The sequence below is a fragment of the Catellatospora sp. NPDC049609 genome (assembly GCF_040675365.1).
Taxonomy (GTDB): Bacteria; Actinomycetota; Actinomycetes; order Mycobacteriales; family Micromonosporaceae; genus Catellatospora.
Genome location: NZ_JBFAOU010000140.1, coordinates 1 through 21,634, shown reverse-complemented (window position 1 = coordinate 21,634; position 21,634 = coordinate 1). Strand labels below are relative to the sequence as shown.

The 21,634-nt window shown below is 71.7% G+C and carries 22 protein-coding genes and 1 pseudogene; 16 read left to right on the top strand and 7 right to left on the bottom strand.

Translation table 11 applies throughout. The annotated features are described in order from the left end of the window. Window positions 1–239: 239 nt before the first annotated feature. Both AB0J67_RS29450 and AB0J67_RS29445 read left to right on the top strand, forming a co-directional pair. Complete coding sequence (locus AB0J67_RS29450; protein WP_363486876.1) at window positions 240–1,118, top strand: hypothetical protein; 879 nt, start codon at window positions 240–242, stop codon at window positions 1,116–1,118. A 369-nt stretch (window positions 1,119–1,487) separates the two neighbouring features. Continuing rightward, the gene (locus AB0J67_RS29445) at window positions 1,488–1,745 is read left to right on the top strand and encodes a hypothetical protein (protein WP_363486874.1); all 258 of its coding nucleotides are present in this window, start codon (window positions 1,488–1,490) and stop codon (window positions 1,743–1,745) included. A 91-nt stretch (window positions 1,746–1,836) separates the two neighbouring features. Here AB0J67_RS29445 and AB0J67_RS29440 read toward each other — a convergent pair whose 3' ends face one another. After that, a complete protein-coding gene (locus tag AB0J67_RS29440; RefSeq protein WP_363486872.1) occupies window positions 1,837–2,310 on the bottom strand; it encodes a hypothetical protein in 474 nt (157 codons plus the stop codon). Between the two features lie 139 nt (window positions 2,311–2,449). Continuing rightward, a complete protein-coding gene (locus AB0J67_RS29435) occupies window positions 2,450–2,848 on the bottom strand; it encodes a hypothetical protein (protein WP_363486870.1) in 399 nt (132 codons plus the stop codon). Window positions 2,849–2,988: 140 nt separating this feature from the next. Here AB0J67_RS29435 and AB0J67_RS29430 point away from each other — a divergent pair, with 140 nt between their 5' ends. The 9 genes from AB0J67_RS29430 to sigJ all read left to right on the top strand — a co-directional run bounded on the left by AB0J67_RS29430 (window position 2,989) and on the right by sigJ (window position 10,534). Next, complete coding sequence (locus tag AB0J67_RS29430; RefSeq protein WP_363486868.1) at window positions 2,989–3,630, top strand: hypothetical protein; 642 nt, start codon at window positions 2,989–2,991, stop codon at window positions 3,628–3,630. 91 nt (window positions 3,631–3,721) lie between these two features. Beyond that, on the top strand, window positions 3,722–4,597 hold the full coding sequence (locus tag AB0J67_RS29425) for a universal stress protein (RefSeq protein ID WP_363486866.1): 876 nt from the start codon (window positions 3,722–3,724) through the stop codon (window positions 4,595–4,597). Between the two features lie 255 nt (window positions 4,598–4,852). Continuing rightward, window positions 4,853–5,284 carry a CBS domain-containing protein gene (locus tag AB0J67_RS29420; RefSeq protein ID WP_363486864.1) on the top strand — a complete coding sequence of 144 codons (432 nt, stop codon included), beginning with the start codon at window positions 4,853–4,855 and terminating at the stop codon, window positions 5,282–5,284. Between the two features lie 182 nt (window positions 5,285–5,466). After that, on the top strand, window positions 5,467–6,087 hold the full coding sequence (locus AB0J67_RS29415; protein ID WP_363486862.1) for a TetR family transcriptional regulator: 621 nt from the start codon (window positions 5,467–5,469) through the stop codon (window positions 6,085–6,087). 83 nt (window positions 6,088–6,170) lie between these two features. Beyond that, complete coding sequence (locus AB0J67_RS29410; RefSeq protein ID WP_363486860.1) at window positions 6,171–7,826, top strand: MDR family MFS transporter; 1,656 nt, start codon at window positions 6,171–6,173, stop codon at window positions 7,824–7,826. A 175-nt stretch (window positions 7,827–8,001) separates the two neighbouring features. After that, on the top strand, window positions 8,002–8,610 hold the full coding sequence (gene wrbA / locus AB0J67_RS29405) for an NAD(P)H:quinone oxidoreductase (protein ID WP_363486858.1): 609 nt from the start codon (window positions 8,002–8,004) through the stop codon (window positions 8,608–8,610). Between the two features lie 50 nt (window positions 8,611–8,660). Further along, complete coding sequence (locus AB0J67_RS29400) at window positions 8,661–9,077, top strand: four-helix bundle copper-binding protein (protein WP_363486856.1); 417 nt, start codon at window positions 8,661–8,663, stop codon at window positions 9,075–9,077. Window positions 9,078–9,206: 129 nt separating this feature from the next. Continuing rightward, window positions 9,207–9,644: a carboxymuconolactone decarboxylase family protein gene (locus tag AB0J67_RS29395; RefSeq protein WP_363486854.1), complete on the top strand. Its 438-nt coding sequence runs from the start codon at window positions 9,207–9,209 to the stop codon at window positions 9,642–9,644. Between the two features lie 17 nt (window positions 9,645–9,661). After that, the gene (gene sigJ / locus AB0J67_RS29390) at window positions 9,662–10,534 is read left to right on the top strand and encodes an RNA polymerase sigma factor SigJ (protein ID WP_363486852.1); all 873 of its coding nucleotides are present in this window, start codon (window positions 9,662–9,664) and stop codon (window positions 10,532–10,534) included. 15 nt (window positions 10,535–10,549) lie between these two features. Here sigJ and AB0J67_RS29385 read toward each other — a convergent pair whose 3' ends face one another. After that, a complete protein-coding gene (locus AB0J67_RS29385) occupies window positions 10,550–11,473 on the bottom strand; it encodes a sulfite exporter TauE/SafE family protein (protein ID WP_363486850.1) in 924 nt (307 codons plus the stop codon). 314 nt (window positions 11,474–11,787) lie between these two features. On the opposite strand from AB0J67_RS29385, the gene AB0J67_RS29380 reads away from it, so the two are divergent. Together AB0J67_RS29380 and AB0J67_RS29375 are read left to right on the top strand one after the other, a co-directional pair. Further along, a complete protein-coding gene (locus AB0J67_RS29380; protein WP_363486848.1) occupies window positions 11,788–12,765 on the top strand; it encodes a phosphotransferase in 978 nt (325 codons plus the stop codon). Between the two features lie 277 nt (window positions 12,766–13,042). Beyond that, window positions 13,043–13,528: a VOC family protein gene (locus AB0J67_RS29375; protein WP_363486845.1), complete on the top strand. Its 486-nt coding sequence runs from the start codon at window positions 13,043–13,045 to the stop codon at window positions 13,526–13,528. Window positions 13,529–13,798: 270 nt separating this feature from the next. Here AB0J67_RS29375 and AB0J67_RS29370 read toward each other — a convergent pair whose 3' ends face one another. Continuing rightward, the gene (locus AB0J67_RS29370; RefSeq protein WP_363486843.1) at window positions 13,799–14,554 is read right to left on the bottom strand and encodes an FkbM family methyltransferase; all 756 of its coding nucleotides are present in this window, start codon (window positions 14,552–14,554) and stop codon (window positions 13,799–13,801) included. A gap of 955 nt (window positions 14,555–15,509) precedes the next feature. Here AB0J67_RS29370 and AB0J67_RS29365 point away from each other — a divergent pair. Further along, a complete protein-coding gene (locus tag AB0J67_RS29365) occupies window positions 15,510–16,268 on the top strand; it encodes an aminoglycoside phosphotransferase family protein (protein ID WP_363486841.1) in 759 nt (252 codons plus the stop codon). A 13-nt stretch (window positions 16,269–16,281) separates the two neighbouring features. Here the strand turns inward: AB0J67_RS29365 and AB0J67_RS29360 are convergent. Together AB0J67_RS29360 and AB0J67_RS29355 are read right to left on the bottom strand one after the other, a co-directional pair. After that, a pseudogene (locus tag AB0J67_RS29360) lies at window positions 16,282–16,434 on the bottom strand (TetR/AcrR family transcriptional regulator); the annotation flags it as partial. A gap of 54 nt (window positions 16,435–16,488) precedes the next feature. Continuing rightward, window positions 16,489–17,268, bottom strand: a complete 780-nt coding sequence (locus AB0J67_RS29355; RefSeq protein ID WP_363486839.1) for an alpha/beta hydrolase — start codon at window positions 17,266–17,268, stop codon at window positions 16,489–16,491. 176 nt (window positions 17,269–17,444) lie between these two features. Here AB0J67_RS29355 and AB0J67_RS29350 point away from each other — a divergent pair, with 176 nt between their 5' ends. Then, a complete protein-coding gene (locus AB0J67_RS29350; RefSeq protein WP_363486837.1) occupies window positions 17,445–17,783 on the top strand; it encodes a hypothetical protein in 339 nt (112 codons plus the stop codon). Window positions 17,784–17,857: 74 nt separating this feature from the next. Here the strand turns inward: AB0J67_RS29350 and AB0J67_RS29345 are convergent, their stop codons facing one another. After that, entirely contained in the window at window positions 17,858–19,537 is a 1,680-nt protein-coding gene (locus tag AB0J67_RS29345) for a fibronectin type III domain-containing protein (protein WP_363486835.1), read from the bottom strand. A 295-nt stretch (window positions 19,538–19,832) separates the two neighbouring features. On the opposite strand from AB0J67_RS29345, the gene AB0J67_RS29340 reads away from it, so the two are divergent. Continuing rightward, window positions 19,833–21,449, top strand: coding sequence for a RecQ family ATP-dependent DNA helicase (locus AB0J67_RS29340; RefSeq protein ID WP_363486833.1), 1,617 nt, complete (start codon window positions 19,833–19,835; stop codon window positions 21,447–21,449). Window positions 21,450–21,634: the final 185 nt, after the last annotated feature.

Sequence of the window (21,634 nt, the reverse complement as noted above, 5' to 3'; positions counted from 1 at the left end):
GGGGGGGTGGGGGGGAGCCCGCCCCTCAATACCGGGGCGGAGCCCTACCCCCTTTTTGTCCCCGCGCCCGCGGGGAAAGTGTCCCGGCCCGATCGCGGCGGCGAAGCGGCGCCGAACCGGTGGTCCCGGCCCGATCGCGGCGGCGAAGCGGCGCCGAACCGGTGGTCCCGGCCCCATCGCGGCGGCCAAGCGGCGCCGAACCGGCGGCTGGGCGCCTGATGCCGTGAAAGCATGAATCGGTGCTGGTCGTGAGCCTGTGCGGGGCGCTGCTGGCGGCGGTGTGCTTCGGATTGTCGACGGTGCTGCAGGCCGTGGGCATGCGCCGGGTGGGCCCGGTGAGCGAGCGGGAGCCGCGCACGCTGCTGCGGGCGTGGCTGACCCTGCCGTTCCTCGCGGGCACCGGCCTGGATCTGCTCGGCTTCGGCTTCGAGCTGGTGGCGTTACGCCACCTGCCGCTGTTCCTGGTGCAGGCCGCGGTCGCCGCCGCGCTGGCGGTCACCGCGATCGCGGCGAGCGTGGTGATGAAGGAGCGGCTGGGCCGGTACGAGAAGCTCGCCGTGCTGGCGGTGTGCCTCGGGCTCGCGCTGCTCGGCCTGTCGGCGGGGCCGGAGGGCGCGGCCCGCGCGCACCTGGACTTCTACGCGGCGCTGGGGGCGAGCCTGCTCGGCCTCGCGGTGCTGGGGCTGCTGGCCGGGCGGCTGCCGGGCCGCTGGCGGACGCCGGTGCTCGGCCTGTGCGCGGGCCTGTGCTTCGGGGTGCTGGCGCTGGCCGCCCGGACGCTGCCCCAGCTCGATCCCGCGCGGCTGCTGCGCGAGCCGGCCACCTACCTGGTGGCGCTGTCGAGCCTGATCGCACTGGTGCTGTGGACGATGGCGCTGGCGGGCGGCGCGGTCACCACGGCGACGGCGGCGATGGTCGTCGGCGAGACGGTGCTGCCCGCGATCGTGGGCGTGGTGGTGCTGGGCGACGAGGCCAAGCACGGCTGGGTGCCGGTCGCGGTCGGCGGGTTCGTGCTCGCGGTGGGCGGCGCGCTGGCGCTGGCCCGTTTCGGCGAGCTGCGCGCCGGTGCGCCGGGGCGGGCGGAGGCCGAGGCAGCCGCGGTGGAGGCGGGCCGCTGAAGCACCCCATCCCGGAATGTGGACAACAACCGCGGGGTGACGGGCGGGTCTCCGGACGGTGTCGGCTGCGTTACACCTGCTAGGTGACGCTGCGTACGCTTCGGGTTCCTGGAAGTCACGGACAGGTACGGACAGCGCTTGCGCGGTCACGGGATGGCTTGCATGATGGGAGACGCAACAAGCAACTCTGGTTTGCATAGTGGCACTTGCATCTGTGGCCCGGATGGTGTGGACACCGCAGCTCCGGGCGGGCGGCCGGACTCCCCCTCCGGACCGGCCGGCTTCACCGGAACCCCGATCCTCCCGTAGCTTGGGACGGCCGTCGTTCCGATTTCCATCCGCGAGCACGTTCGCCGCAGTGAGGCACGAATGCCAGCTCCCCGGATCAACCCCGCGCGGCGGTCTCCTGCCGAGATCGCGGCCACCGACTCGTACCAGCCCGGCGACCGGGTCTGGGTCTATCGCGAGCGTGCGTGGCAGGCGGGCATCATCTCCGACACCTCGCCCGAGTCCGCGGTCGTGATCCGCGGCGGGGACAGCGGTGTGCGCGAGGAGACCGTGACGGCCCCTCACCTCATGGTCCGTGACGACGAGTACGTGTACCTCGACACCGTCACCTACGTCTGAGGATCCCCAGACCGAGCCGGCACTCGCGTAGCCTCGGGTGCCGGACCGGGCCAGGCGGGTGGTGCCTTCGCACCACCCGCCTCGGCTTGTCTCAGCCCCGGCGCGCGCGGCGGCGGCGCTGGAACTTCTCCCGCATCTCCAGCGGCACGAACACCAGCGTGGTCAGCACCGCGGCGACGACCGCCCACAGCGCCACCTGGCTCGGGCTCAGGTGCGCGACCCCCATGTTCGAGGTCCACACCGGGTGCAGCCCGAGCGGCGGGAAGCCCTCCCAGAACAGCACCCACAGCAGCGGGACCAGGCCCATCGCGATGCCGTACGCGGTGAAGTGGCCGGCCTGCGAGAACAGCACGCCCATGACCACCGCCGCGATCATGTAGACCAGCACCGCGGTGCGCTGCCCGCCGTTGTCCGGGATGCGGTCGATCAGGTAGTTCCAGGTGTCCACGACGGTGTTGAGCACCGGTTCCCAGTACACCGCGATGAGCACGAGCGCTACCACGCTCAGGACCGCGATGCCGAGTCCCTTGAGAATCTTGAATGCGCCGGCCTCTGCCTGCGTCACAGCGTTCCTCCCTCGCCGATTCGTACGCGCCGGCGCGCCCGCGGCGCGGGGCCCCTGCGCCCGCGACGCTCCAGATCGGACAGGGGTTCGGCCGAGGTGGACGTGCGGTTTTGCGAGGGTCGCACGACGCCGCTCCCGTTCAGGCGCCGGGACGGTGCCGTGCGAGCGGCGGGCAGATCATCCCACCGCGGTACGCCGACAGCGACAGCTGGACGACTCTTTCCGGCTGCCGCAACGGCTGAGCTGCATGAAGATCTGTGCCGGCGGGCGGCGCCGGGCCTGCCTCAGGCCGCCACGGCGGCGGCCAGGAACCGGTGCGCGCGCGCTCGTTGGCGGGCCCGGCCACCGACAGCGGCACCAGGTTGAAGATGTGCCCGGCGCCCGGCACCACCAGCAGCTCCACCGGGCCGCGGGCGGCCGGCAGGCGGGCGTACAGGAACAGCGTGTCGTCGCGCAGCGGGTCCTCGGTGCCGACCGGCGCCCGGAACTCCCGCGCGCTGGCGGGCGGCCAGGGCGTCTCGCGCACGAGGCGCGCCATCTCCGTTGCGCGGGCACTGGGTCCCCCGGGGCGCGAGGACTTTGGTCCCGCCGGATCGGGCCGTCGCACCCTGCCCGGCACCACCGGCGAAAGGGGACGCTGAGGACACACGGAACAGCAGTCCTAAGGAGACGGACCCCATGAAGCGCAGGACCCTCGACATCCTCTTCAGCCTCGGCGGTGTGGCCATCGCGATCCTGCTGGCCGTGGCCGGTCTGGTGCTGCAGGCCAACGCGGACTTCGCCAACGACTACGTCGGGCGGCAGCTGGCCGAGCAGAACATCACCTTCAAGACCCTGGACACCCTCACCGCCGAGGAGCGCGCGCAGCCGGGGCTGGTCGAGAACGCGGGCAAGCCGCTGACCACCGGCAAGCAGGCCGAGGTGTACGCCAACGAGTTCATCGGCCTGCACCTCAAGGGCACCGCCGAGGGCAGGACGTACGCCGACATGGGCGCGCCGCAGAGCGCCCTGCGGGCACAGGTGGCCGAGGCGCAGAAGAACAACGACCCGAACCTGGCCGCGCTGCAGGAGCAGCTCGCCGGGGTCACCGCCCAGCGGGAGACCCTGTTCAAGGGCGAGACGCTGCGCGGGCTGCTGCTGACCACGTACGGGTTCAGCGAGTTCGGCACCAAGGCCGGGCAGGCCGCGCTGGTCGCCTTCCTCGCCGCGCTGGTGATGGCGCTGCTGGCCGCCGCGGGCTTCGTCCACGCCTGGCGCACTCCCCGCACCGAGGCCTTCGCCCCGGTCGAGGCTCCGGCCCGCACCCCCGTCGCCGCCTGAGCCTCCCGCCGGTACGGCCCGCCTGACCAGGTGGGCCGTACCGGCGTCATGGCGTGGGCGGCCGGTCGACAATGGGGACGGAGGTCCGGTGATGAGCGAGCGGAGTGCCCCGGTGCTGGCCGGGGCGGACGGATCGGCGTCGGCGCTGGACGCGGTGCGGGCCGCGGCGCGGGAGGCCGCCCTGCGGCGGCGGCCGCTGCGGATCGTGCACGCCTTCATCTGGCCGCTGATGCACGTGGACACCGGCCCGTCCGAGGCGGTGCCCGAGGGCGGCCTGCGGCACGACGCGGAGCGGATCCTGGCCGAGGCAGCCGCCGCGGCCGCCGCCGAGGCGCCCGCGGTCGAGATCTCGACCGACCTGCTCACCGGCGCGCCGGCGCCCGTGCTGCTGCACGCGGCACGCGAGGCGGACCTGGTGGTGCTGGGCGACCGTGGCCTGGGCGGGTTCAGCGGGCTGCTGCTGGGGTCCGTGGCGGTGCAGGTCAGCTCGCACAGCCGGACGCCGGTGCTGGTGGTGCGCGGCCGCCGCGATCCGGCCGGGCCGGTGCTGCTCGGCTGCGACGGCTCGGCGGGTTCGACCGCCGCGGTGACGGCCGCGTTCACCGCCGCCGGCCTGCGGGGCGCGGAGCTGCTGGCGGTGCGCGTCTGGCGGGAGTCGCCGGGCGTCGCGAGCACCCCGCTCTACGACGCCGAACGGGCCCGCAAGGAGGAGCTGGAGCTGCTGCAGGACGCGCTGGACGCCAACCGCGGGCGCCACGCCGAGGTCCGGGTGCGCACCGAGCTGGTCCTCGGGCGGGCCGGTCACGAGCTGGTCAGGCTGAGCGGGCAGGCCCAGCTCGTGGTCGTCGGCGCGCGGGGCCGGGGCGGCTTCACCGGCCTGCTGCTCGGCTCGGTCAGCCAGCAGCTGCTGCACCACGCCGCCTGCCCCGTCCTGATCGCCCGCGACGACCACACCCCACCCGCCTGACCCGGCCCTGCGCGCGGCCCGTCTAGATCGTCCGACTTGCCAGGCACCTGGGCGTATCTTGACCGCGCATTCGCCCAGTTGCCTGGCAAGTCGGACGATCTTGCGGGCGGCCTTCGGCGGAGGACGGTCAGGCGCGCCTCGGCGGGGGGAGGCCGGGCGGGCGGCCCTGGGGGGCGGGTCGGAAGGCCCTGGTCGGGGAGTCGTGCCGCGGGTCACGCTTGAGGTGATCTGGGGGACAGTGCGCGGGGGCGTGACATGGACACACGGATCGGGACACCGGAGCGCGACCGGGCGCCTGGCCTGGCCTGGCGTCGGATCAGCGAGGTGATGACCTCGCCGGTGCGGCACGTCGAGACGTCGACCACGCTCGGCGAGGCGCTCGCCGAGATGGTGCGCGACGGGCTGCGGCACCTCGTCGTCACCGACGAGGGCGGCAGGTGCGTGGGCGTGCTCGCCGACCGGTGCGTCGTCGCGGCGTGGGCGGCCGAGCCCGCCTCGCTGACGTACCGGCGGGTCTCCTCGGTGCTGGACCGCACGCCCGCCGTGGTCGCCGCGGACGCCGCGGTGATGGACGCGGCCCGGCTGATGCGCACCGAGTGCGTGGACGCGGTCGCCGTGGTCGACGCGCGCGGCGTGGCGGTCGGCGTCGTGACCGGCAGCGACCTGGTCGCGCTGCTGGCACGGTGAGCGGCGGGGCGCAAGCGCCGGAGGACGAGCCCGGTGACGGGAGCGGGGGAGACGGCCGCGGCCGCCTCCCCCGCTCCCGTCACACCCCTGGCGACCGCGGCGTGCCGGGGCAGTCGATGTTGCGGTTCGCGCCACACCAAATGAACTTGCAGTCTCTGCAAGTTCATTGCTTAGATCGTCCGGTGACCCCCGACGTGCACTCCGAGGCGCCGCTCGGCCGCCGCGACCTGCGCAAGCAGCAGACCCGCGCCGCGCTGACCGGCGCGGCGCTGCGGCTGTGCGCCGAGCGCGGGTTCGAGCACGTGACCGTGGACGACATCAGCGCCGCGGCCGGGGTCTCGCCGCGCACCTTCTTCAACTACTTCGCCTCCAAGGAGGACGCCGTGCTCGGCGACCACCTGATCGAGGTGGAGGCGATGCGGGCCCGGCTGGCCGCGCTGCTGCCGAGCATGCCGGTGCTGGAGGCGATCCGGCGCGCGGTGCTGATCGTCGTCGCGGCCATGGAGGCCGACCGCGACCACTGGTTCCTGCGCATGGAGGTCTTCCACCGCAGTCCCCAGCTGCTGCCCCGGCTGGTGCTCTCCAACGCCGAGGCCGAGCGCCTCACCACCGAGCAGATCGCCGTGCACCTGGGCGTCGACCCCCGCGTCCACGGCTACCCGGCGCTGGTCGTGGCGACCACGAGCGCCGCGTTCCGGGTCGCCGCCACCAGGTGGATGGCGGCCGGCGGCACGCTCTCGCTGGGTGCGCTCGTCGACGAGGCGTTCACCGCGCTGACCGCCGGGCTGACCGATCCCGGCTGATCCCGCCGTCGCGGCACGCGCCGGCTCCCCCCATACCCCCCGGGTGATCCTCACCCGGTCGAAAGAACCACGTGAGGAAACGAATGACCACCACCGCCAACCCGCCCGACCAGGCGGGATCCGGCACCGAGCAGAGTTCCATGTCACGCCGCGAGGTCGTGCAGGCGCTGTCCGGGCTCATGCTCGGCATGTTCGTGTCCATCCTGGCGTCGACGATCGTCGCCAACGCGCTGCCGCGCATCATCGCCGCGCTGGACGGCAGCCAGTCCGTCTACACCTGGATCGTGACGATCGAGCTGCTGGCGATGACGGCCACCGTCCCGCTGTGGGGCAAGGCCGCCGACCTCTACAGCAAGAAGCTGCTCATTCAGCTCTCGCTCGGCCTGTTCGTGGTGGGCTCGCTCATCGCCGGTCTCACCCCGAACGTCGAGATCCTGCTCGTGAGCCGGCTCGTGCAGGGCGTCGGTGCGGGCGGCATGACCGCGCTCGCCATGATCGTCATGGCGGCGATGATCCCGCCGCGCGAGATGGGCCGCTACTCGGGCATCTTCGGCGCCGTGTTCGGCATCGGCACCATCGCCGGCCCGCTCATCGGCGGTGTCATCGTCGACACCTCGTGGCTGGGCTGGCGCTGGACCTTCCTGATCGGCGTGCCGTTCACGCTGCTGTCCATCTACCTGCTGCAGCGCACCCTGCACCTGCCGGCGACCCCGCCCGGCAAGGTGAAGATCGACTATCTGGGCGCCTTCCTGATCACTGCGGGCGTCTCGACCCTGCTCGTGTGGTCGACGCTGGCCGGGCAGAAGTTCGCCTGGGCCTCGGGCTGGACGGCGCTGCTGGTCGGCGTCGGCGTGGTGCTGCTGGCGCTGGCGGTGCTGGTGGAGTCGAAGGCGGCCGAGCCGATCATCCCGCTGAACCTGTTCCGCAACCGCACCGTCACCCTGACCATCATCGCCAGCGTGCTGGTGGGTCTGGCCATGATGGGCGGCGCGGTGTTCCTGTCGCAGTACTTCCAGATCTCGCTGGGCAAGTCGCCGACGGTGGCGGGCCTGATGAGCCTGCCGATGATCTTCGGTCTGCTGGTGTCGTCGACCGTCGCGGGCGGCCTGATCACCAAGTACGGCAAGTGGAAGATCTACCTGGTCGCCGGTGGCGTGATCATGACGGCGGGCATGCTGCTGCTCGGCACCATCGACCACCGCACCAGCGTGCCGCTGCTGTCGGCGTACATGGCGGTGCTGGGCATCGGTGTCGGTCTGCTCATGCAGAACCTGGTGCTCGCCGCGCAGAACGACGTGCCCGCGCACGAGCTGGGCGTGGCCACGTCCGTGCTGACGTTCTTCCGCAGCATGGGCGGCGCCATCGGGGTGAGCGCGCTGGGCGCGGTCATGGCCAACCGCATCACCGACCTGTCGGCGGAGCGGTTCGGCCCGGCCGCGGCCGGCGACGGCGGCAACCAGGTGCCCGACCTGGCCGCCCTGCCGCCCGCGATCCGGGAGGTCATCGCGGAGATCTACGGCATCGCCACGGCCGACCTGTTCCTGGTCGGCGCGCCGTTCGCGGCGCTGGCGCTGATCGTGGTGCTGTTCATCAAGGAGAAGCCGCTCAGCACGCTCAGCGGCGCCGACCGCCTGGCCCAGGAGAGCGCCGCGGCGGACGCCGCCGACCTCGGCGCCGAGGCCGAGCACGCGCCGGCCGCTGCCGGCAAGCGGCCGGACGAGCCGCTGCGGGTGGGCTGACCCGCCGCCGCCGCGCGCCCGACGACGCAGCTCGTCGGGTGCCCGGCGGCGATCCGAACGAAGAGGGGCGCCCGTGCCGGAGAGGACGGGTGCCCCTACCCATATCCGCGAACCACACCTGGCATGGATCACCCCCCGATATCGTCACGGAAGGGACGGATCGAGGGGAATGATCATGCCTGACGTGAAGGTCGCCGTCATCTACTACTCGGCCACCGGCTCCGTGCACCGGCTGGCGGAGGCCGTCGCCGAGGGGGCCGGGGACACCGGAGCCGAGGTGCGCCTGCGGCGCGTCGCCGAGCTGGCCCCGGACTCGGCCATCGAGGCCAACCCCGCCTGGCGCGAGCACGTCGAGACGGTGGCCCGCGACATGCCCGAGGCGGCGCTCGACGACCTGGAATGGGCCAACGCGTACGCCTTCGGCACGCCCACCCGGTTCGGCAACACGACCGCCCAGCTCAAGCAGTTCCTGGACACCGCCGGGCCGCTGTGGCTCGCCGGGAAACTCGCCGACAAACCGGTCACCAGCTTCACCTCGGCGCTCAACGTGCACGGGGGCATGGAGAGCACGATCCTGTCGCTCAACAACGTCTTCTACCACTGGGGCTGCATCATCGTCGCGCCCGGCTACACCGACCCCACCGTGTACGCGTCCGGCGGCAACCCGTACGGCACCTCCTGGGCCTCGGGCACCCAGGGCGCCAAGCCCGACGAGGCCGCCCTCGCCTCGGCCCGCTACCAGGGCAGGCGCCTGGCCGGCATCGCGGCGAAGCTGCTCGCCTAGCCGCGGGCGGCACGCGGCGCGCGTAGCATTGATCATCTGGAGGTCGAGCCATGCAGCCGATGACCCCGATGTACCGCGACGCGGAGGATCTCCGGCACGACGTGCGGGCGGTCTGCGTCCGGGCCTGCAACCTGTGCGCCGAGGCCTGCAACGCCTGCGCCGACGCCTGCCTCGGCGAGCCCGCCGTGGCCGAGCTGGTGATCTGTATCCGCACCAACCTGGACTGCGCCGACATGTGCGCCACCGCCGGCGAGATCGTGGACCGCTTCCGCGGCAACCACCCCGAGCTGGTGCGCGCCGTGCTCGAAGCCTGCGCGGTGGTGTGCGACGTGTGCGCGGACGAGAGCCGCGAGCACGCCGACCGCTACGTGCGCTGCGCCGAAGCCGTGGCGGCCTGCGAGACCTGCGCCGACGCCTGCCGCGCCATGCTCGCCGAACCGGCGCTGGCCGAACCCGCGCTGCGCTGACCGCTGCCGGCGAGTGTGGCGTACGTCCCATCCCGCCCCGGTCTGTCACATCTCGCCCGGTGTATCCGGTCGTTCTGATGACGGCGGCCACCGGTCGCCGCGAGACTGGAACGCGGAAGGGATCGACTGATGAGCCAGCGGATGAACGTGGGCGAGCTCGCGCCGGAGGGTTACCGTGCCGTGCTGGGCCTGGAGAAGTACCTGCACAAGAACCTCGACGTCCGGCTGCACGACCTGGTGAAGCTGCGCGCCTCGATGCTGAACGGCTGCGCGTACTGCGTCGACCTGCACGGCACCGACCTGCTCAAGAACGGTGACGACGTGCGGCGGGTGCTGGGCGTCAGCGCCTGGCGCGAGTTCCCCGGCTTCGACGCCCGGGAGCGGGCCGCCCTCGCGCTGACCGACGAGGTGACCAGGCTCGGCGAGCACGGCGTCTCCGACGAGACCTGGGACACCGCCCGCGCGAACTTCACCGACAAGGAGGTCGCCGACCTCATCCTCGCCATCGGCGCCATCAACCTGTGGAACCGCATCGGCGTGACCACCCGGCTCCAACCGGCCGTGTGATGTCCACGGTCATCGAGGTGCGTCCACTGGACGCCGACGGGTTCGAGCAGCACCGCCCGGTGCTGCTCGGCCTGGCGTACCGGATGCTCGGCAGCTGGTGGGACGCCGAGCAGGTGCTGGCTGAGACCTGGCTGCGCTGGCACGACGCGGACCGGGCGGCCCTGGCCGAGCCGCGGACCTGGCTGGTCACCGTCGCCACCCGGCTCGCGCTGGACCAGCTGCGCGCGGCCCGGCACCGGCGGGAGACCTACCCGGGCACCTGGCTGCCCGAGCCCGCCCCGATCGGGCGGCAGGTCACCGACCCGGCGGAGACGGCGCGCCAGCGCGAGACGCTGTCGCTGGCCGCGCTGCGGCTGATGGAGCGGCTCACCCCGCCGGAGCGCGCGGCGTACCTGCTGCGCGAGACGTTCGACCTGCCGTACGCCCAGATCGCGCAGACGCTCGGGGTGAGCGAGGAGGACGCCCGCCGGCTGCACGAGCGGGCGGCCGATCACCTGGGCGAGGACCGGGCACGGTTCGCCGTGGACACCGTCGAGCATCGCCTGCTGGCCGAGCGGTTCCTCGCCGCCGCGGCGTCGGGTGACCGCGACGCGCTGGAGGCGATGCTGGCCGAGGAGGTCGTGCTGTGGAGCGACGGTGGCGGCCGGGCCCGCGCCGCGCTCAACCCGGTCGTCGGCGCGCCGAAGGTGGCCCGGTTCATCACCGGCGTCGCCAACGCCGCCCGGGTCCAGTGGCGGGTCGCCGAGGTCAACGGTGGGCCGGCCGCGATCGTCGCCACCGGCACCGGCTGGCAGCTGCTGACCTGGGAGACCGAGGGCGGCCACATCGTCGGCATCCAGCTCCTGAGCAACCCGGAGAAACTCGGCGCCCTGGTCACCCACCGCCCCTGAACCACCCGATCCGGGTCAGTCGGCGAGGGCGGTGCGGCGGCCGGGCAGGACGGGCAGGCCGAGGCGGCGACGGGCGAGCAGCCAGGTCGCGGGCAGGACGGCGAGCAGCACGGCGGCGGTGACACCGACCGCGACGGTGCTCGCCCCGAGCAGCTTCAGACCGCTGGCCGTCAGCACCACGGTCAGCGCGAACCTGATCAGTCCGCCCGGCGCGCGCGACGACACGGCCGCGCCGAGCAGCACGCCCGGCACCGCTCCGGCGACCAGGGCGACGGTCAGCGCCAGCTGGAAGTCGCCGAACAGCAGATGGGCCAGGGCCGCCGCGGCGACCAGCGGGACGGCCTGCACCAGGTCGGTGCCGACGAGCTGCTGGGGGCGCAGCGCGGGGTAGAGCGCCATCAGTGCGATGACGATCAGCGAGCCCGACCCGACCGAGGTCACCCCGACGACCAGGCCACCCACGGCTCCGACCAGCACGGTCGGAATTATGCGTACGCGAACGGGCGCCGGGTCGCCCGCGACGACCTCCCGCGACGGGTCGGCCGCGGTGCGGGCCTGCTCGCGCAGCCCGAACCAGGCCTTCACCAGCAGGCCGGACGCGGCCAGCAGCAGCGCGGCACCGAGCAGGGACTGGATGACGCGCGACGCGCCCTCGCTGTCGAACGCCTTGGCCACGAACACGCCGCAGAACGCGGCCGGGATGCTGCCCGCGCACAGCCACAGCACCAGCCGGCTGTCGACGGTGCCGCGGCGCCAGTGCACCGCCCCGCCGAACGGCTTCATCACCGCGCCCGCCACCAGGTCGCTGGAGACCGCGCTCAGCGGCGGCACCCCGAATACCAGCACCAGCAGCGGGGTCATCAGCGCACCGCCGCCCATGCCGGTGAGTCCGACCACGACACCCACGCCGAACCCGGCGACCGCGATCCAGAGATCCATGCGGTGACGATATAGACCGACGGTCCCGGCTGTATGCCGTCATCCCAGGTGGCGGTACACACCGCACCCTGCCCCCAGCTTGTGTTAACGCCCTGTTCAACACGCCTTTCGCGATGACCGTTCCAACCTGGTGGGAGCCACCCGGGTCGGATATGGGACTGGCGGTCGGCCGCCGCCCCGCACCCGCACCACCGCCACCCCTGCGGCGCAACTGTTGCGGACTTGGGGCCTCCGCGCGCGTCGAGGCCGCAAGTCCTCAAGAGTCGCCACCGTAATTCGGTTGACCCCGCAGGCGTGGGCCGTAGCGTGTCCATGTGCTGACACCGCCCGCTGACCTGCCGGAACAGCTGCTCGCCGCCGCGCTCGACGACGGCTGGGGCCTGACGGTGAAGGAGCTGGCGTACCAGCCCGTCGGCTGGGGCAGCCACCACTGGTCGGTCACCGACGCGGCGGGCGCGCGGTGGTTCCTCACCGTCGACGAGCTGGTCCGCAAGCGGCGCAACGGGACCGAGTCGCTCGACGACGGGTTCCGGCGGCTGAGCGCGGCGCTGTCGGTCGCTCGCGACCTGCACGAGGGCGGCCTGGCTTTCGTCGTGGCACCCGTGTCGGCAAGGGGCGGCCGACCGCTGGTGCGGGTCGGCGGGCCGTACGCCGCCGCGCTGTATCCGCACCTCGACGGGCAGAGCTTCGGCTGGGGCGAGTACACCGCACCCGGGCACCGGGAAGCCGTGCTCGAGATGGTGGTGGGCGTGCACACCGCCCCGCCCGCCGCGCGCCGTCACGCCGTCGCCGACGACTTCACCGTGCCGGACCGCGCCGGCCTGCACGCCGCGCTGGCCGGCGACATGCCCGAGTGCGGCCCGTATGCCAGGCGCACCGCCCGGCTGCTGGCCGCCCACGCGCAACCGGTGCGCGAGCTGCTCGCCCGCTACGACGGCCTCGTCGCCGAGCGCCGGGACGCGCCGGTCGTGCTCACCCACGGCGAGCCGCATCCCGGCAACACCATGCTCACGACCGCCGGCTGGCGCCTGATCGACTGGGACACCGCCCTGCTCGCCCCACCCGAGCGCGACCTGTGGCTGCTCGCCGCCGACGACGAGTCCATCCTCACCGCGTACGCCCAGGCCACCGGCCACACACCGCGCCCGTCCCTACTGGACCTCTACCGCGTGCGCTGGACCGCTACCGACCTCGCCGTCGACGTCGCGCGATTCCGCAACCCCCATACGGGCACCGCAGACGACACCAAGTCCTTCCAGATCCTTACCGACAACCTGACAGCCATTCGGTAAAAGATGGGTGCGTCAGTCCGATGGCTGCGCCGATGTCGCTGGCGTCGGCTTCAGCACGTCCGTCCTCGCTCGATGGCCATGTGATCGCCGAAACCTGCGCGCAGTCAGTTGTGACCCGCGATCTCAGCGCGACGTGATTCGACCCAGGCACGTGACGCACTTCTCCAGATCTCTTGAAGCAGGTGCACGCGCTTGACCTCTAGTCCGCTTGAGCTTCTAGGTTCGTCTGAGGGGTCGCCGGGAGCCGACCGGCGGTGCACTTCCGAGGAGATATGCCATGGCTGAAAACGCGATCCACGCCGAGATCCCCGACCGTTACCGCTATGCGGTGATCCCGCACATCATGGTCGACGACGCCGCCGCGGCGATCGACTTCTACCAGCGGGCGTTCGGCGCCCGCGAGGACTTCCGGCTCGACGCGCCGGGCGGCAGGGTGCTGCACGCCGAGATCTCCATCGGGCCGTCGGTGCTCATGCTGGGCGACGCGAGCGTGGACGAGGCCGAGGCGGCGTCGTTCGCCTCGCCCCGGGCGCTCCGCGGCGGCACGTCGGTCACGCTGCACGTCTTCGTCCCCGACGTCGACAGCCTGGCCGAGCGGGCGGCGGCGGCCGGCGCCGAGATCCTCCAACCGCCCAAGGACATGTTCCACGGCGACCGCACCGTGATCCTCCGGGACCCGTCGGGTCATCTGTGGGTTTTCCTCACCCACGTCGAGGACGTCCCGGAGGAGGAGCTCCGCCGCCGTATGGCCGCCGCCGGCTGAGCGGCTGTCACGGAAGCCGCCGGAAGCGGATCGGCGCTACGCTGCCCGGATATCGCAGACGCACGATCTTTCCACCGACGGCGACGTTCTCGTCAAGCGCTACGCCTCCCAGGGCCGGGATGAGCACCATGGCGAGTGGATGGTGTTGAACCACCCGCATCCCACGAGCGTCGGGCCAATTTGCCGATCATGAAGCCGAGAACGCCTCCGATCCGGGCCGATGGGCGGGCCCGGCGACCCGGCCGGGTGGCTTTCGATTGCGTATCTGTCTTACGCCTTTCCGCCATATAGCAGGAAAGTCCGTATGTCCGGGTTGATCATTGGGGCCGGTTGGATGTCCACCACAAACTTCTGCTTTTCCAGTACAGTGCGAATTTTTTCGAGGCGGTTGTCCATGTCCTGAACTTCAATGACCACTTGGTCGATTTTTGTCCAGTGGTCAGGCCGTATGCCGTTCAGCACCTCCAACTCCGACCCCTCGACATCGATCTTCAGAAGATCGATCATCTGGTGGTCGCCGATGAAGTTCGACAGAGTTCTGCAGTCTGCGAACATCGGGATGCCGTGATGAAGGGCTCTCACTTCCGCTGTCGCCTGCTCGCGGGCCATTACCTCGATCTGTAGTTCCTTTTCGTTCGGAAAGCGCGTGGAATTACCGGGCAGCATCGGGTAGTAGGTAAACTCGACGTCCTCTTCATCATGCGAACCCAGCGCGTACTGATAGAGGGCGACGTTGTGAAACAAGGAACGCTTGACGTTCTCCGTCAAGACCTGGAACACGGGAGAGATGGGCTCGAAAGCGAGAATGGAAGCGGCCGGGCGAAGCTGTTTCATGAATATCGTGAAAAGTCCGATGTTCGCTCCCACATCTATCACGACGGGTGCGTCGGGGAGTCGAATGTTGGAGTAGCACCCGCACTCGAAGATCTCACGATATTGCCAGGTCGCCTCAAACTCGCTAATCACGAAACACTGAAGGCCGTTGTCGAAAACGACGTCGTGATAGGCGGGCTTGCCTTCGTCCATCTAACTCTCCCGTCAGGCTGTGGTCGATGTCGCGGGCTATGGCGAGAATTCCCAGGCGATGGATCCGACCATCGTTCGACCTGGTTCATCCGGGAGCTGCCAGTGGAATGAAGCGCATGTGGACCGAGGGTGTCGGGTCAGCCGGTCGTGGACGGCGGGGTCGATCGAGATCCGGAACTCGCGTAACTCGACCGCGCGGTGCCGCCGGTGCATGGCCGTGATCACGGTGCCGTCGGCGATGTTGAAGGCAGTAAACGAGCTGGGCGCCCACGGGCGGCGCAGGCAGGACAGGCCGGCACCTGGCGAGAGCCTGCATCCCCGCGTCTCGTCCACACAGCATGACGGCGTGTCCGGGCAGGTTGCGGCACAGCCTCGCTATATCGGCGACGTTCTCGATGAACGGCAAGGGTGTCGACCACAGAACCAGCTGACCACGCTCCGCATCGGACAGCACCCATGCAGCCGTCGGCTGGCCGGTTTGCGACATCGACCAACCCTACAAAGTGTCCAAAGAACTTACAACGCAACTTCAGGCGCAGGACACCAGCAGTGCGTTCTCGGCCTGTCCGCGATTCCCGCTGGGGAATGGGCATCGGCCCTTCATTGAGGCTATCCGCATGGTGGATTTGGCCCACATCCGCAGCCTGTGCGAACAGGCCGTAAACGCCCGCTTTCTCGTCTGCGTCGCGCTCACCGAACACACCCGTGACGCGATCCGCGCCGCGACCGGGTGGATTCCGGCATGGGACGCCGACGCCAGCGTGGACGAGGCAGAGGCGCCGTCGTTCGCTTCGCCCCGGGGAGGCGTTCCTGCGCCTCGACGGCATCCTGGAGGCGCTGGCCGAGGACGCGGAGGCGCGGCTGGCGTTCCAGGCGCGGCATCCGGTCGCGCCGTCCTGACCGGGCCGCGTCGGCGGCGCCCCCCTGCGCGGCGGATCGGCGCTACGCTGCCCGGATGTCGCAGACGCACGATCTTTCCACGGACGGCGACGTTCTCGTCAAGCGCTACGCCTCCTGGGACCGTGACGAGCACCGTCGCGAGTGGATGGTGTTGAACCACCTGCATCCCCGCCTTCCCGACCTCGTGCCCGCCCCGCTGGCGGCGCGGCTGGACGCCGTGCCGCCGTCGGTGAAGATGAGCCGGCTGCCCGGCCTGCCGCTGGCCGGACCGCTGACGCCGCAGCTGCTCGACGGGCTGGCGGAGGCGCTGCGCCGGATGTGGTCGGTGCCCGCGGCCGGGCTGCCGCCGCGCCGGTTCCACCCGGCGGAGGCGGTCGCGGCGGCGAGGTCGATGTTCGCCACGGCGCTGCGGCCGGAGGGGGTCGCCGGTGAGGCGTTCGACGGGGCGGCCGGTTTCCTGCGCCGGCCCGTCCGGGTCGACGCGGTGCCGGCCGTGGTCGGGCACGGCGATCCGAACCTGGCCAACTACCTGTGGGACGGCACGCGGGTGCGGATCGTCGACCTGGAGGACGCCGGCGCCTCCGATGTGGCGTACGAGCTGGCGACGATGGTGGAGCATCTGTCCGCCCGGGACACCGACTGGACCGCGTTCGTGCGCGGGTTCGACGTCGACGGTGACCGGCTGCGCTGGTCCCGAACGCTGTTCGCGACGCTGTGGTTCTACTGGCTGCTGCCGGGCAACGGCGCGGCGAAGCGCAATCCGCCGGGCACCCTGCAACTGCAGGCGGAGCGTCTGCTGGCGTTGCTGAGCTGATGTCCGGGCGTGGTCAGCGCGGGCGGTAGCGCTGGCCGTCCATCAGCAGGTCGAGCAGGCGGCCGGCCTGCTCGGACTGGGCCGGGTCGGCGGTGGCCAGCGACACCCCGCCGAGGCTGACCAGCACGTCGCCGGGGGCGACGTCGGATCGCACCGCGCCGGTCTCCGCGGCGGCGTCAGCCCTGGCTGGCGTGCGGGCAGCCGTGTCAGCGGCCCCGGCTCAGCCCCGATCCACGCCTTCGCGCAGGTCGGACAGGAAGCGCCCGATCGCGGCGAGGAACGCCTCCGGCGCGTCGCGGCGTACGCAGTGCCCGGCCTGGGCCACCCGCTCGGTGAGGAACAGGCCGCCCGCCGCGTCGGCGCAGTCGTCGGCGTCCGAGGGTGCGAGCAGGCCGCCGCGGGCGACCTCGCCGTAGAGCAGCAGCGTCGGGCAGGCGGTCTTCGCCAGCGAGTCCACCAGGGACGGTCCGGGCACGTAGGGCAGGTCGTAGTAGCGCGGGTCGAACTCGCCCTTGCTGACCGCCCACGGCTCGTACTCGGTGTCGGGCCAGCCGGGGTTGTCGGCGCGGCCCTTGGCGATGCGGGCGTCGAGGTCCAGCGCCTGCAGCTCGGCCAGCCAGGACGGCATGCCGTCGGCGGCGAGCGTGTGGTGCGGCCCCGGCGGGTCCTCCAGCACCAGGGCGCGGACCAGGTCGGGGCGGGCGGCGGCGAGCGCCGCGGCGGCCAGCGCGCCCATCGAGTGGCCGATCACGACCATCGGCCGCCCGCCCAGCTCGTCGAGCACCAGCGCGGCGTCGGCGGCGTTCGCGGCGGTGCCGGTGGGCTCATCCGGCAGGCCGGAGGAGCCGTGGCCGCGCGCGTCGAGGGTGACCGCGCCGGCGTGCGCGGTCAGGCCCGGCAGCACCGGCTGCCAGCACGCGCCCGAGTCGGAGAAGCCGTGCAGGAGCAGCAGGCCGGGCTCGTCGCCGTGGCGCTCCCAGGCGAGGTGGGCGGTGCGCACGGGTGACCTCCGCTCGTCGGGCTGATGAGGGCCGAGATTACACCGGCGGCGGCCGCGACAGCGCCGAACCGGCGATCACCGCGCCGGGCCGTCGCGATGCGTCCCGGACGGCGCGGTCGGTGCCCGCCCGGTCCGGCCGCGTCGGCGCCGGTCCGCGCGGCGGCTAGGGTGCGGTCGTGACTCGTTCTCTGGACGGATGCCGCTTCGCCGCCGTGTCCGAGGTGGTCGGCGGCGAGGTCGGCACGGACACCGTGTTCGCCTACCACGAGCAGGGCGGTGAGATCTGGGCCGAGTACGCGGGCGGGGCGGTCCGCCGCGGCTTCCTGGTCGGCACCCGCGACGGCGACCGGCTGGACTTCCGTTACGCCCAGCTCAACACCGACGGGGACACCTCGACGGGGCACTGCGTGTCGACCGTGTCCGAGCTGCCCGACGGCCGGTTGCGGCTGGACGAGACCTGGCAGTGGGAGTCGCGGCCGGGCAGCGGCACCAGCGCGGTGATCGAGCAGCGGTGAGCCTGCGGGGGCGTACCCCCTGATGGGTGTGCGGCGGAGCCGGGGCCCCGCCGCACACCGGTGATGCCGGGGTCTTACGAGGCGGTGCAGGAGAAGGTGCCCGGCAGCGTGGTGCTGCCGTTGGGCCGGGTGGCCTGCAGGCCCCAGGTGGTGCTCTGGCCGGGGGCGAGGGCGCCGTTCCAGGCCAGGCTGTTCTCGGTCACGTTCTGCCCGCTCACCACGGCCGCCTGCGGCCACGAGCCGGTGTGGGCGTGGCCCGAGGGCAGCGTCACCGTCGACGACCAGGCGCTGATGCTGCTGGAGCCGGTGTTGGTCACGGTCACGGTCAGCACGTAGCCGTTGCTCCACTGGCTCTGCGGCGCCACGGTGGTGGTGCACCCGCCGCCGCCTCCGCCGCCGGTCGTCGTCACGTTCACGATGCCGGAGTACGCCGAGGAGCCCGCCGAGTTCGTCGCCCGCACCCGGTACCGGTACGTGGTGTTGGCGGCCAGGCCGGAGTCGGTGAACGAGGTGCCGGTGGGCGTGCCGACCTGCGTGAAGCTGGTGCTCGACGCGCCCGTGGCCCGCTCGACCTGGTAGCCGTTCACCGTGCCCGACGACGCCGACCAGCTCAGGGACAGGCCGCTGGACGTCACGTTGGACGCCGACGGCGTGCCCGGGGTGCCGGGCACCTGCGTGCCGCCGCCCGTGGTGGTGACGTTGACGATGCCGGAGTAGCTCGACGACCCGGCCGAGTTCGTCGCCCGCACCCGGTAGCGGTACGTGGTGTTGGCGGCCAGCCCGGAGTCGTTGAACGACGGCGAGCCGGACGTGCCCACCTGGCTGAAGCTGGTGCTGGACGCGCCGGTGGCCCGCTCGATCTGGTACGAGCTGACCGTGCCGGACGACGCCGACCAGCTCAGCGAGGCGCTGCTGGACGTCACGTTCGACGCGGTCGGGGTGCCGGGCGTGCCGGGCGGCTGGGTGCCGCCGCCGGTGGTGACGCCCGCCGAGAACGAGTTCACGGTCAGGCCCACGCCGCCGATCCACGGCTCGAAGCCGGCCTGGACGCTGGTCAGGTACCAGCTGCTGTTGCCGTACTGCGAGCCGCGGGTGAACGTGTCGCGGACGAAGTCCATCACGTCGAAGCTCAGCGAGTTGATGACCGACCCGGTGAACAGGTAGGACACCACGTTGTTGGCGCCGTTGCTGCCGGTCCAGACGGCCCAGCTGCGCCCGGCGATGTTCGCGGTGCCGGTCTGGGAGCCGATGGGCTGGATGCTGCCCTGCCGGTTGAACCAGATCATGATCTCGGTGTCCTGGACGCCGGAGACGTTGGTGTCCGCGTTCAGCCAGATGTCGTACGAGGCGTTGTAGGTGCCGCTGCCGGGGTACGAGTAGCTGATGCTGCTGTTGGCGGTGCCGATGGTGCTGATCTGCTTGGGCAGCGGCGAGCTCGGGCTGCAGTTGCTGTAGTGGCAGCCCAGGAAGATGGACGGGTAGGAGACCGGCGCGCCGGAGGTGCTGCCGACGCCGTCCTGCTGGGTGATGCTGAAGCCGTTGCTCGTGGTGTTGATGCACTGGGTGGCGGTGGTGCCCCAGCGGTTGTTCTGGATGACGTAGCTGCCGGCGACCACGGTGCCGTACTGCTCGCAGATGACGGCGGCCTGGGCCGGTTGTGCCGCGAGAAGGCTCACGGCGGTGGCGGCGATGGTCAGCAGGGCGGCTGACACGATCGTGGTGAGGCGATGCTTTCTGCTCGTCGTGGCGTGCATGTCACTCCTTGGGCAGGGAGGAGAGATCGGGGACTGGCCAGACTGGGAGCGCTTCCACCGGACACCATAGGCCATCGTCGAACGACGTGTAAACAGATCGATTGACGGTAATCAGTTTCATGGAAGTTACACGCGCGCAAATGTTCTGTTGCCCTTTCCCGCCCGCTTTCCTTGGTCAACAGGAGGTTGTGGACGCGACACGCCGCCGAGCCGTGCCATAAGTTCATGATCAACAAGGTGGGCGGGGGTGGTGTGGGAGGATGCGCGTTCGGATCGGCGGTTGGGGAGGAACGCGGTGGGGGACTTGGAGCGGCTGCGCGAGGTCGCGGCGCGGGTGTACGGCTGGACGTCGCTGCGGCCGGCGCAGGAGGAGGCCATGGTCGAGGTGACGGCCGGGCGGGACACGATCGTGGTGTCGCCGACCGGGTCCGGCAAGTCGGCCATCTACCAGGTGCCCGCGCTCGTCGTGGGCGGACCGACCATCGTGGTCTCCCCGCTCATCGCGCTGCAGCGCGACCAGGTGAAGAACCTCATCGACCGGGGCGCGCCGGACGCGCACGTGGTCAACTCCTCGCGCAGCGCACGGGCCAACGACGAGGCGTTCGAGGCGCTGCGGACCGGCGACGCCGAGTTCCTGTTCCTCGCCCCGGAGCAGCTGGCCAAGGACGAGGTTGTCGCCGAGCTGCTGGAGGCCAAGCCGTCGCTGTTCGTGGTGGACGAGGCGCACTGCGTCTCCTCGTGGGGCCACGACTTCCGGCCCGACTACCTGCGCCTGGGTGAGGTCATCGAGCGGCTCGGGCACCCCACGGTGCTGGCGCTGACCGCCACCGCCTCGCCGCCGGTGCGCGCCGACATCGTCGAGCGGCTGCGCATGCGCGACGCCGTGCAGCTGGTGAAGGGCTTCGACCGGCCAAACATCCGGCTGGAGGTGTCCCGCGAGGTCACCGAGCGGGAGAAGCGCCGCGAGATCATCGAGCGGATCATCGCCCTCGACCCGCCCGGCCTGCTCTACGTGCAGACCCGCGGCGAGACCGAGGAGTACGCCGAGGCCCTGCGCGAGGCCGGCGAGGAGGCGTACGCGTACCACGCGGGCCTCGGCGCCGCCGAGCGCGCGCAGGTGCACGACGCGTTCCTCGCCTCCGACCGGGTGATCGTGGTGGCGACGTCCGCCTTCGGCATGGGCATCGACAAGCCGAACGTGCGCTTCGTCGTGCACGCCGCCCCGGCCGAGTCGCTGGACTCGTACTACCAGCAGATCGGCCGGGCCGGCCGCGACGGCGACCAGGCCACCGCCGTGCTCTACTTCCGCCCCGAGGACCTGCGCCTGCCGCGCTTCTTCTCCTCCGGCACCGTCGACGAGGACCTGCTCACCCGCGTCGCCACCGGCGTGCATGCCGCGGGCGCCCCGGTGCGCATCGACGACCTCGTCGAGGAGCTCGACGTCACCCGGGCCCGGGGGTGCCGCGCGGTCAACCTGCTGCAGGAGGCCGGGGCGGCGCTCACCACCGGCGAGGGCGTGGCCTGGACCGGCGAGCACACCGTCGCGGAGGCGGTCGCGGCCGCGGCGGCCGAGGCGGCGCAGATGCGCACCATCGAGCTCACCCGGGTGGAGATGATGCGCGGCTACGCCGAGACCGACGACTGCCGCCGCCAGTTCCTGCTCGGCTACTTCGGCGAGGACCTGGCCGAGACCTGCGGCAGCTGCGACACCTGCGCCGCGGGCACCGCCGATGCCCGCTCCGATCTGGACACGGGCTTCCCGGTGCAGTCGCGGGTTTCCCACGCGCAGTGGGGTCCGGGGATCGTCATGCGCGAGGAGGACGACCGGATCACGGTGCTGTTCGACGAGGTCGGCTACCGCACCCTGTCCCTCAAGGCCGTCCGCGCCCGCACCCTGCTCACCCCCGCGTAGACCGAAAGGAAGGGCACCTTCTTAACGCTATGCGTTGTAGAAGGTGCCCTTCTTACGATCTTGTGCGCAATAGCTGAGGTCACGCGATGTGCTGCTCCGGGGCGTTTCACCAGGTGATGGTGCGGTCGGAGACCAGGGCGGCGACGGCGTCGACGGTCTGCGGGAGCAGTTCGCGTCGTCCGGTG

Excerpts from the sequence above, each read along its gene's own strand:
- AB0J67_RS29435 (WP_363486870.1), bottom strand. The coding sequence starts at position 2,848 with ATGGCGCGCCTCGTGCGCGAGACGCCCTGGCCGCCCGCCAGCGCGCGG.
- AB0J67_RS29430 (WP_363486868.1), top strand. The coding sequence starts at position 2,989 with ATGAAGCGCAGGACCCTCGACATCCTCTTCAGCCTCGGCGGTGTGGCC.
- AB0J67_RS29385 (WP_363486850.1), bottom strand. The coding sequence starts at position 11,473 with ATGGATCTCTGGATCGCGGTCGCCGGGTTCGGCGTGGGTGTCGTGGTC.
- AB0J67_RS29365 (WP_363486841.1), top strand. The coding sequence starts at position 15,510 with ATGTCGCAGACGCACGATCTTTCCACGGACGGCGACGTTCTCGTCAAG.
- AB0J67_RS29445 (WP_363486874.1), top strand. The coding sequence starts at position 1,488 with ATGCCAGCTCCCCGGATCAACCCCGCGCGGCGGTCTCCTGCCGAGATC.
- AB0J67_RS29420 (WP_363486864.1), top strand. The coding sequence starts at position 4,853 with ATGGACACACGGATCGGGACACCGGAGCGCGACCGGGCGCCTGGCCTG.
- AB0J67_RS29400 (WP_363486856.1), top strand. The coding sequence starts at position 8,661 with ATGCAGCCGATGACCCCGATGTACCGCGACGCGGAGGATCTCCGGCAC.
- AB0J67_RS29370 (WP_363486843.1), bottom strand. The coding sequence starts at position 14,554 with ATGGACGAAGGCAAGCCCGCCTATCACGACGTCGTTTTCGACAACGGC.
- AB0J67_RS29425 (WP_363486866.1), top strand. The coding sequence starts at position 3,722 with ATGAGCGAGCGGAGTGCCCCGGTGCTGGCCGGGGCGGACGGATCGGCG.
- AB0J67_RS29345 (WP_363486835.1), bottom strand. The coding sequence starts at position 19,537 with ATGCACGCCACGACGAGCAGAAAGCATCGCCTCACCACGATCGTGTCA.
- AB0J67_RS29395 (WP_363486854.1), top strand. The coding sequence starts at position 9,207 with ATGAGCCAGCGGATGAACGTGGGCGAGCTCGCGCCGGAGGGTTACCGT.
- AB0J67_RS29410 (WP_363486860.1), top strand. The coding sequence starts at position 6,171 with ATGACCACCACCGCCAACCCGCCCGACCAGGCGGGATCCGGCACCGAG.
- wrbA (WP_363486858.1), top strand. The coding sequence starts at position 8,002 with ATGCCTGACGTGAAGGTCGCCGTCATCTACTACTCGGCCACCGGCTCC.
- AB0J67_RS29375 (WP_363486845.1), top strand. The coding sequence starts at position 13,043 with ATGGCTGAAAACGCGATCCACGCCGAGATCCCCGACCGTTACCGCTAT.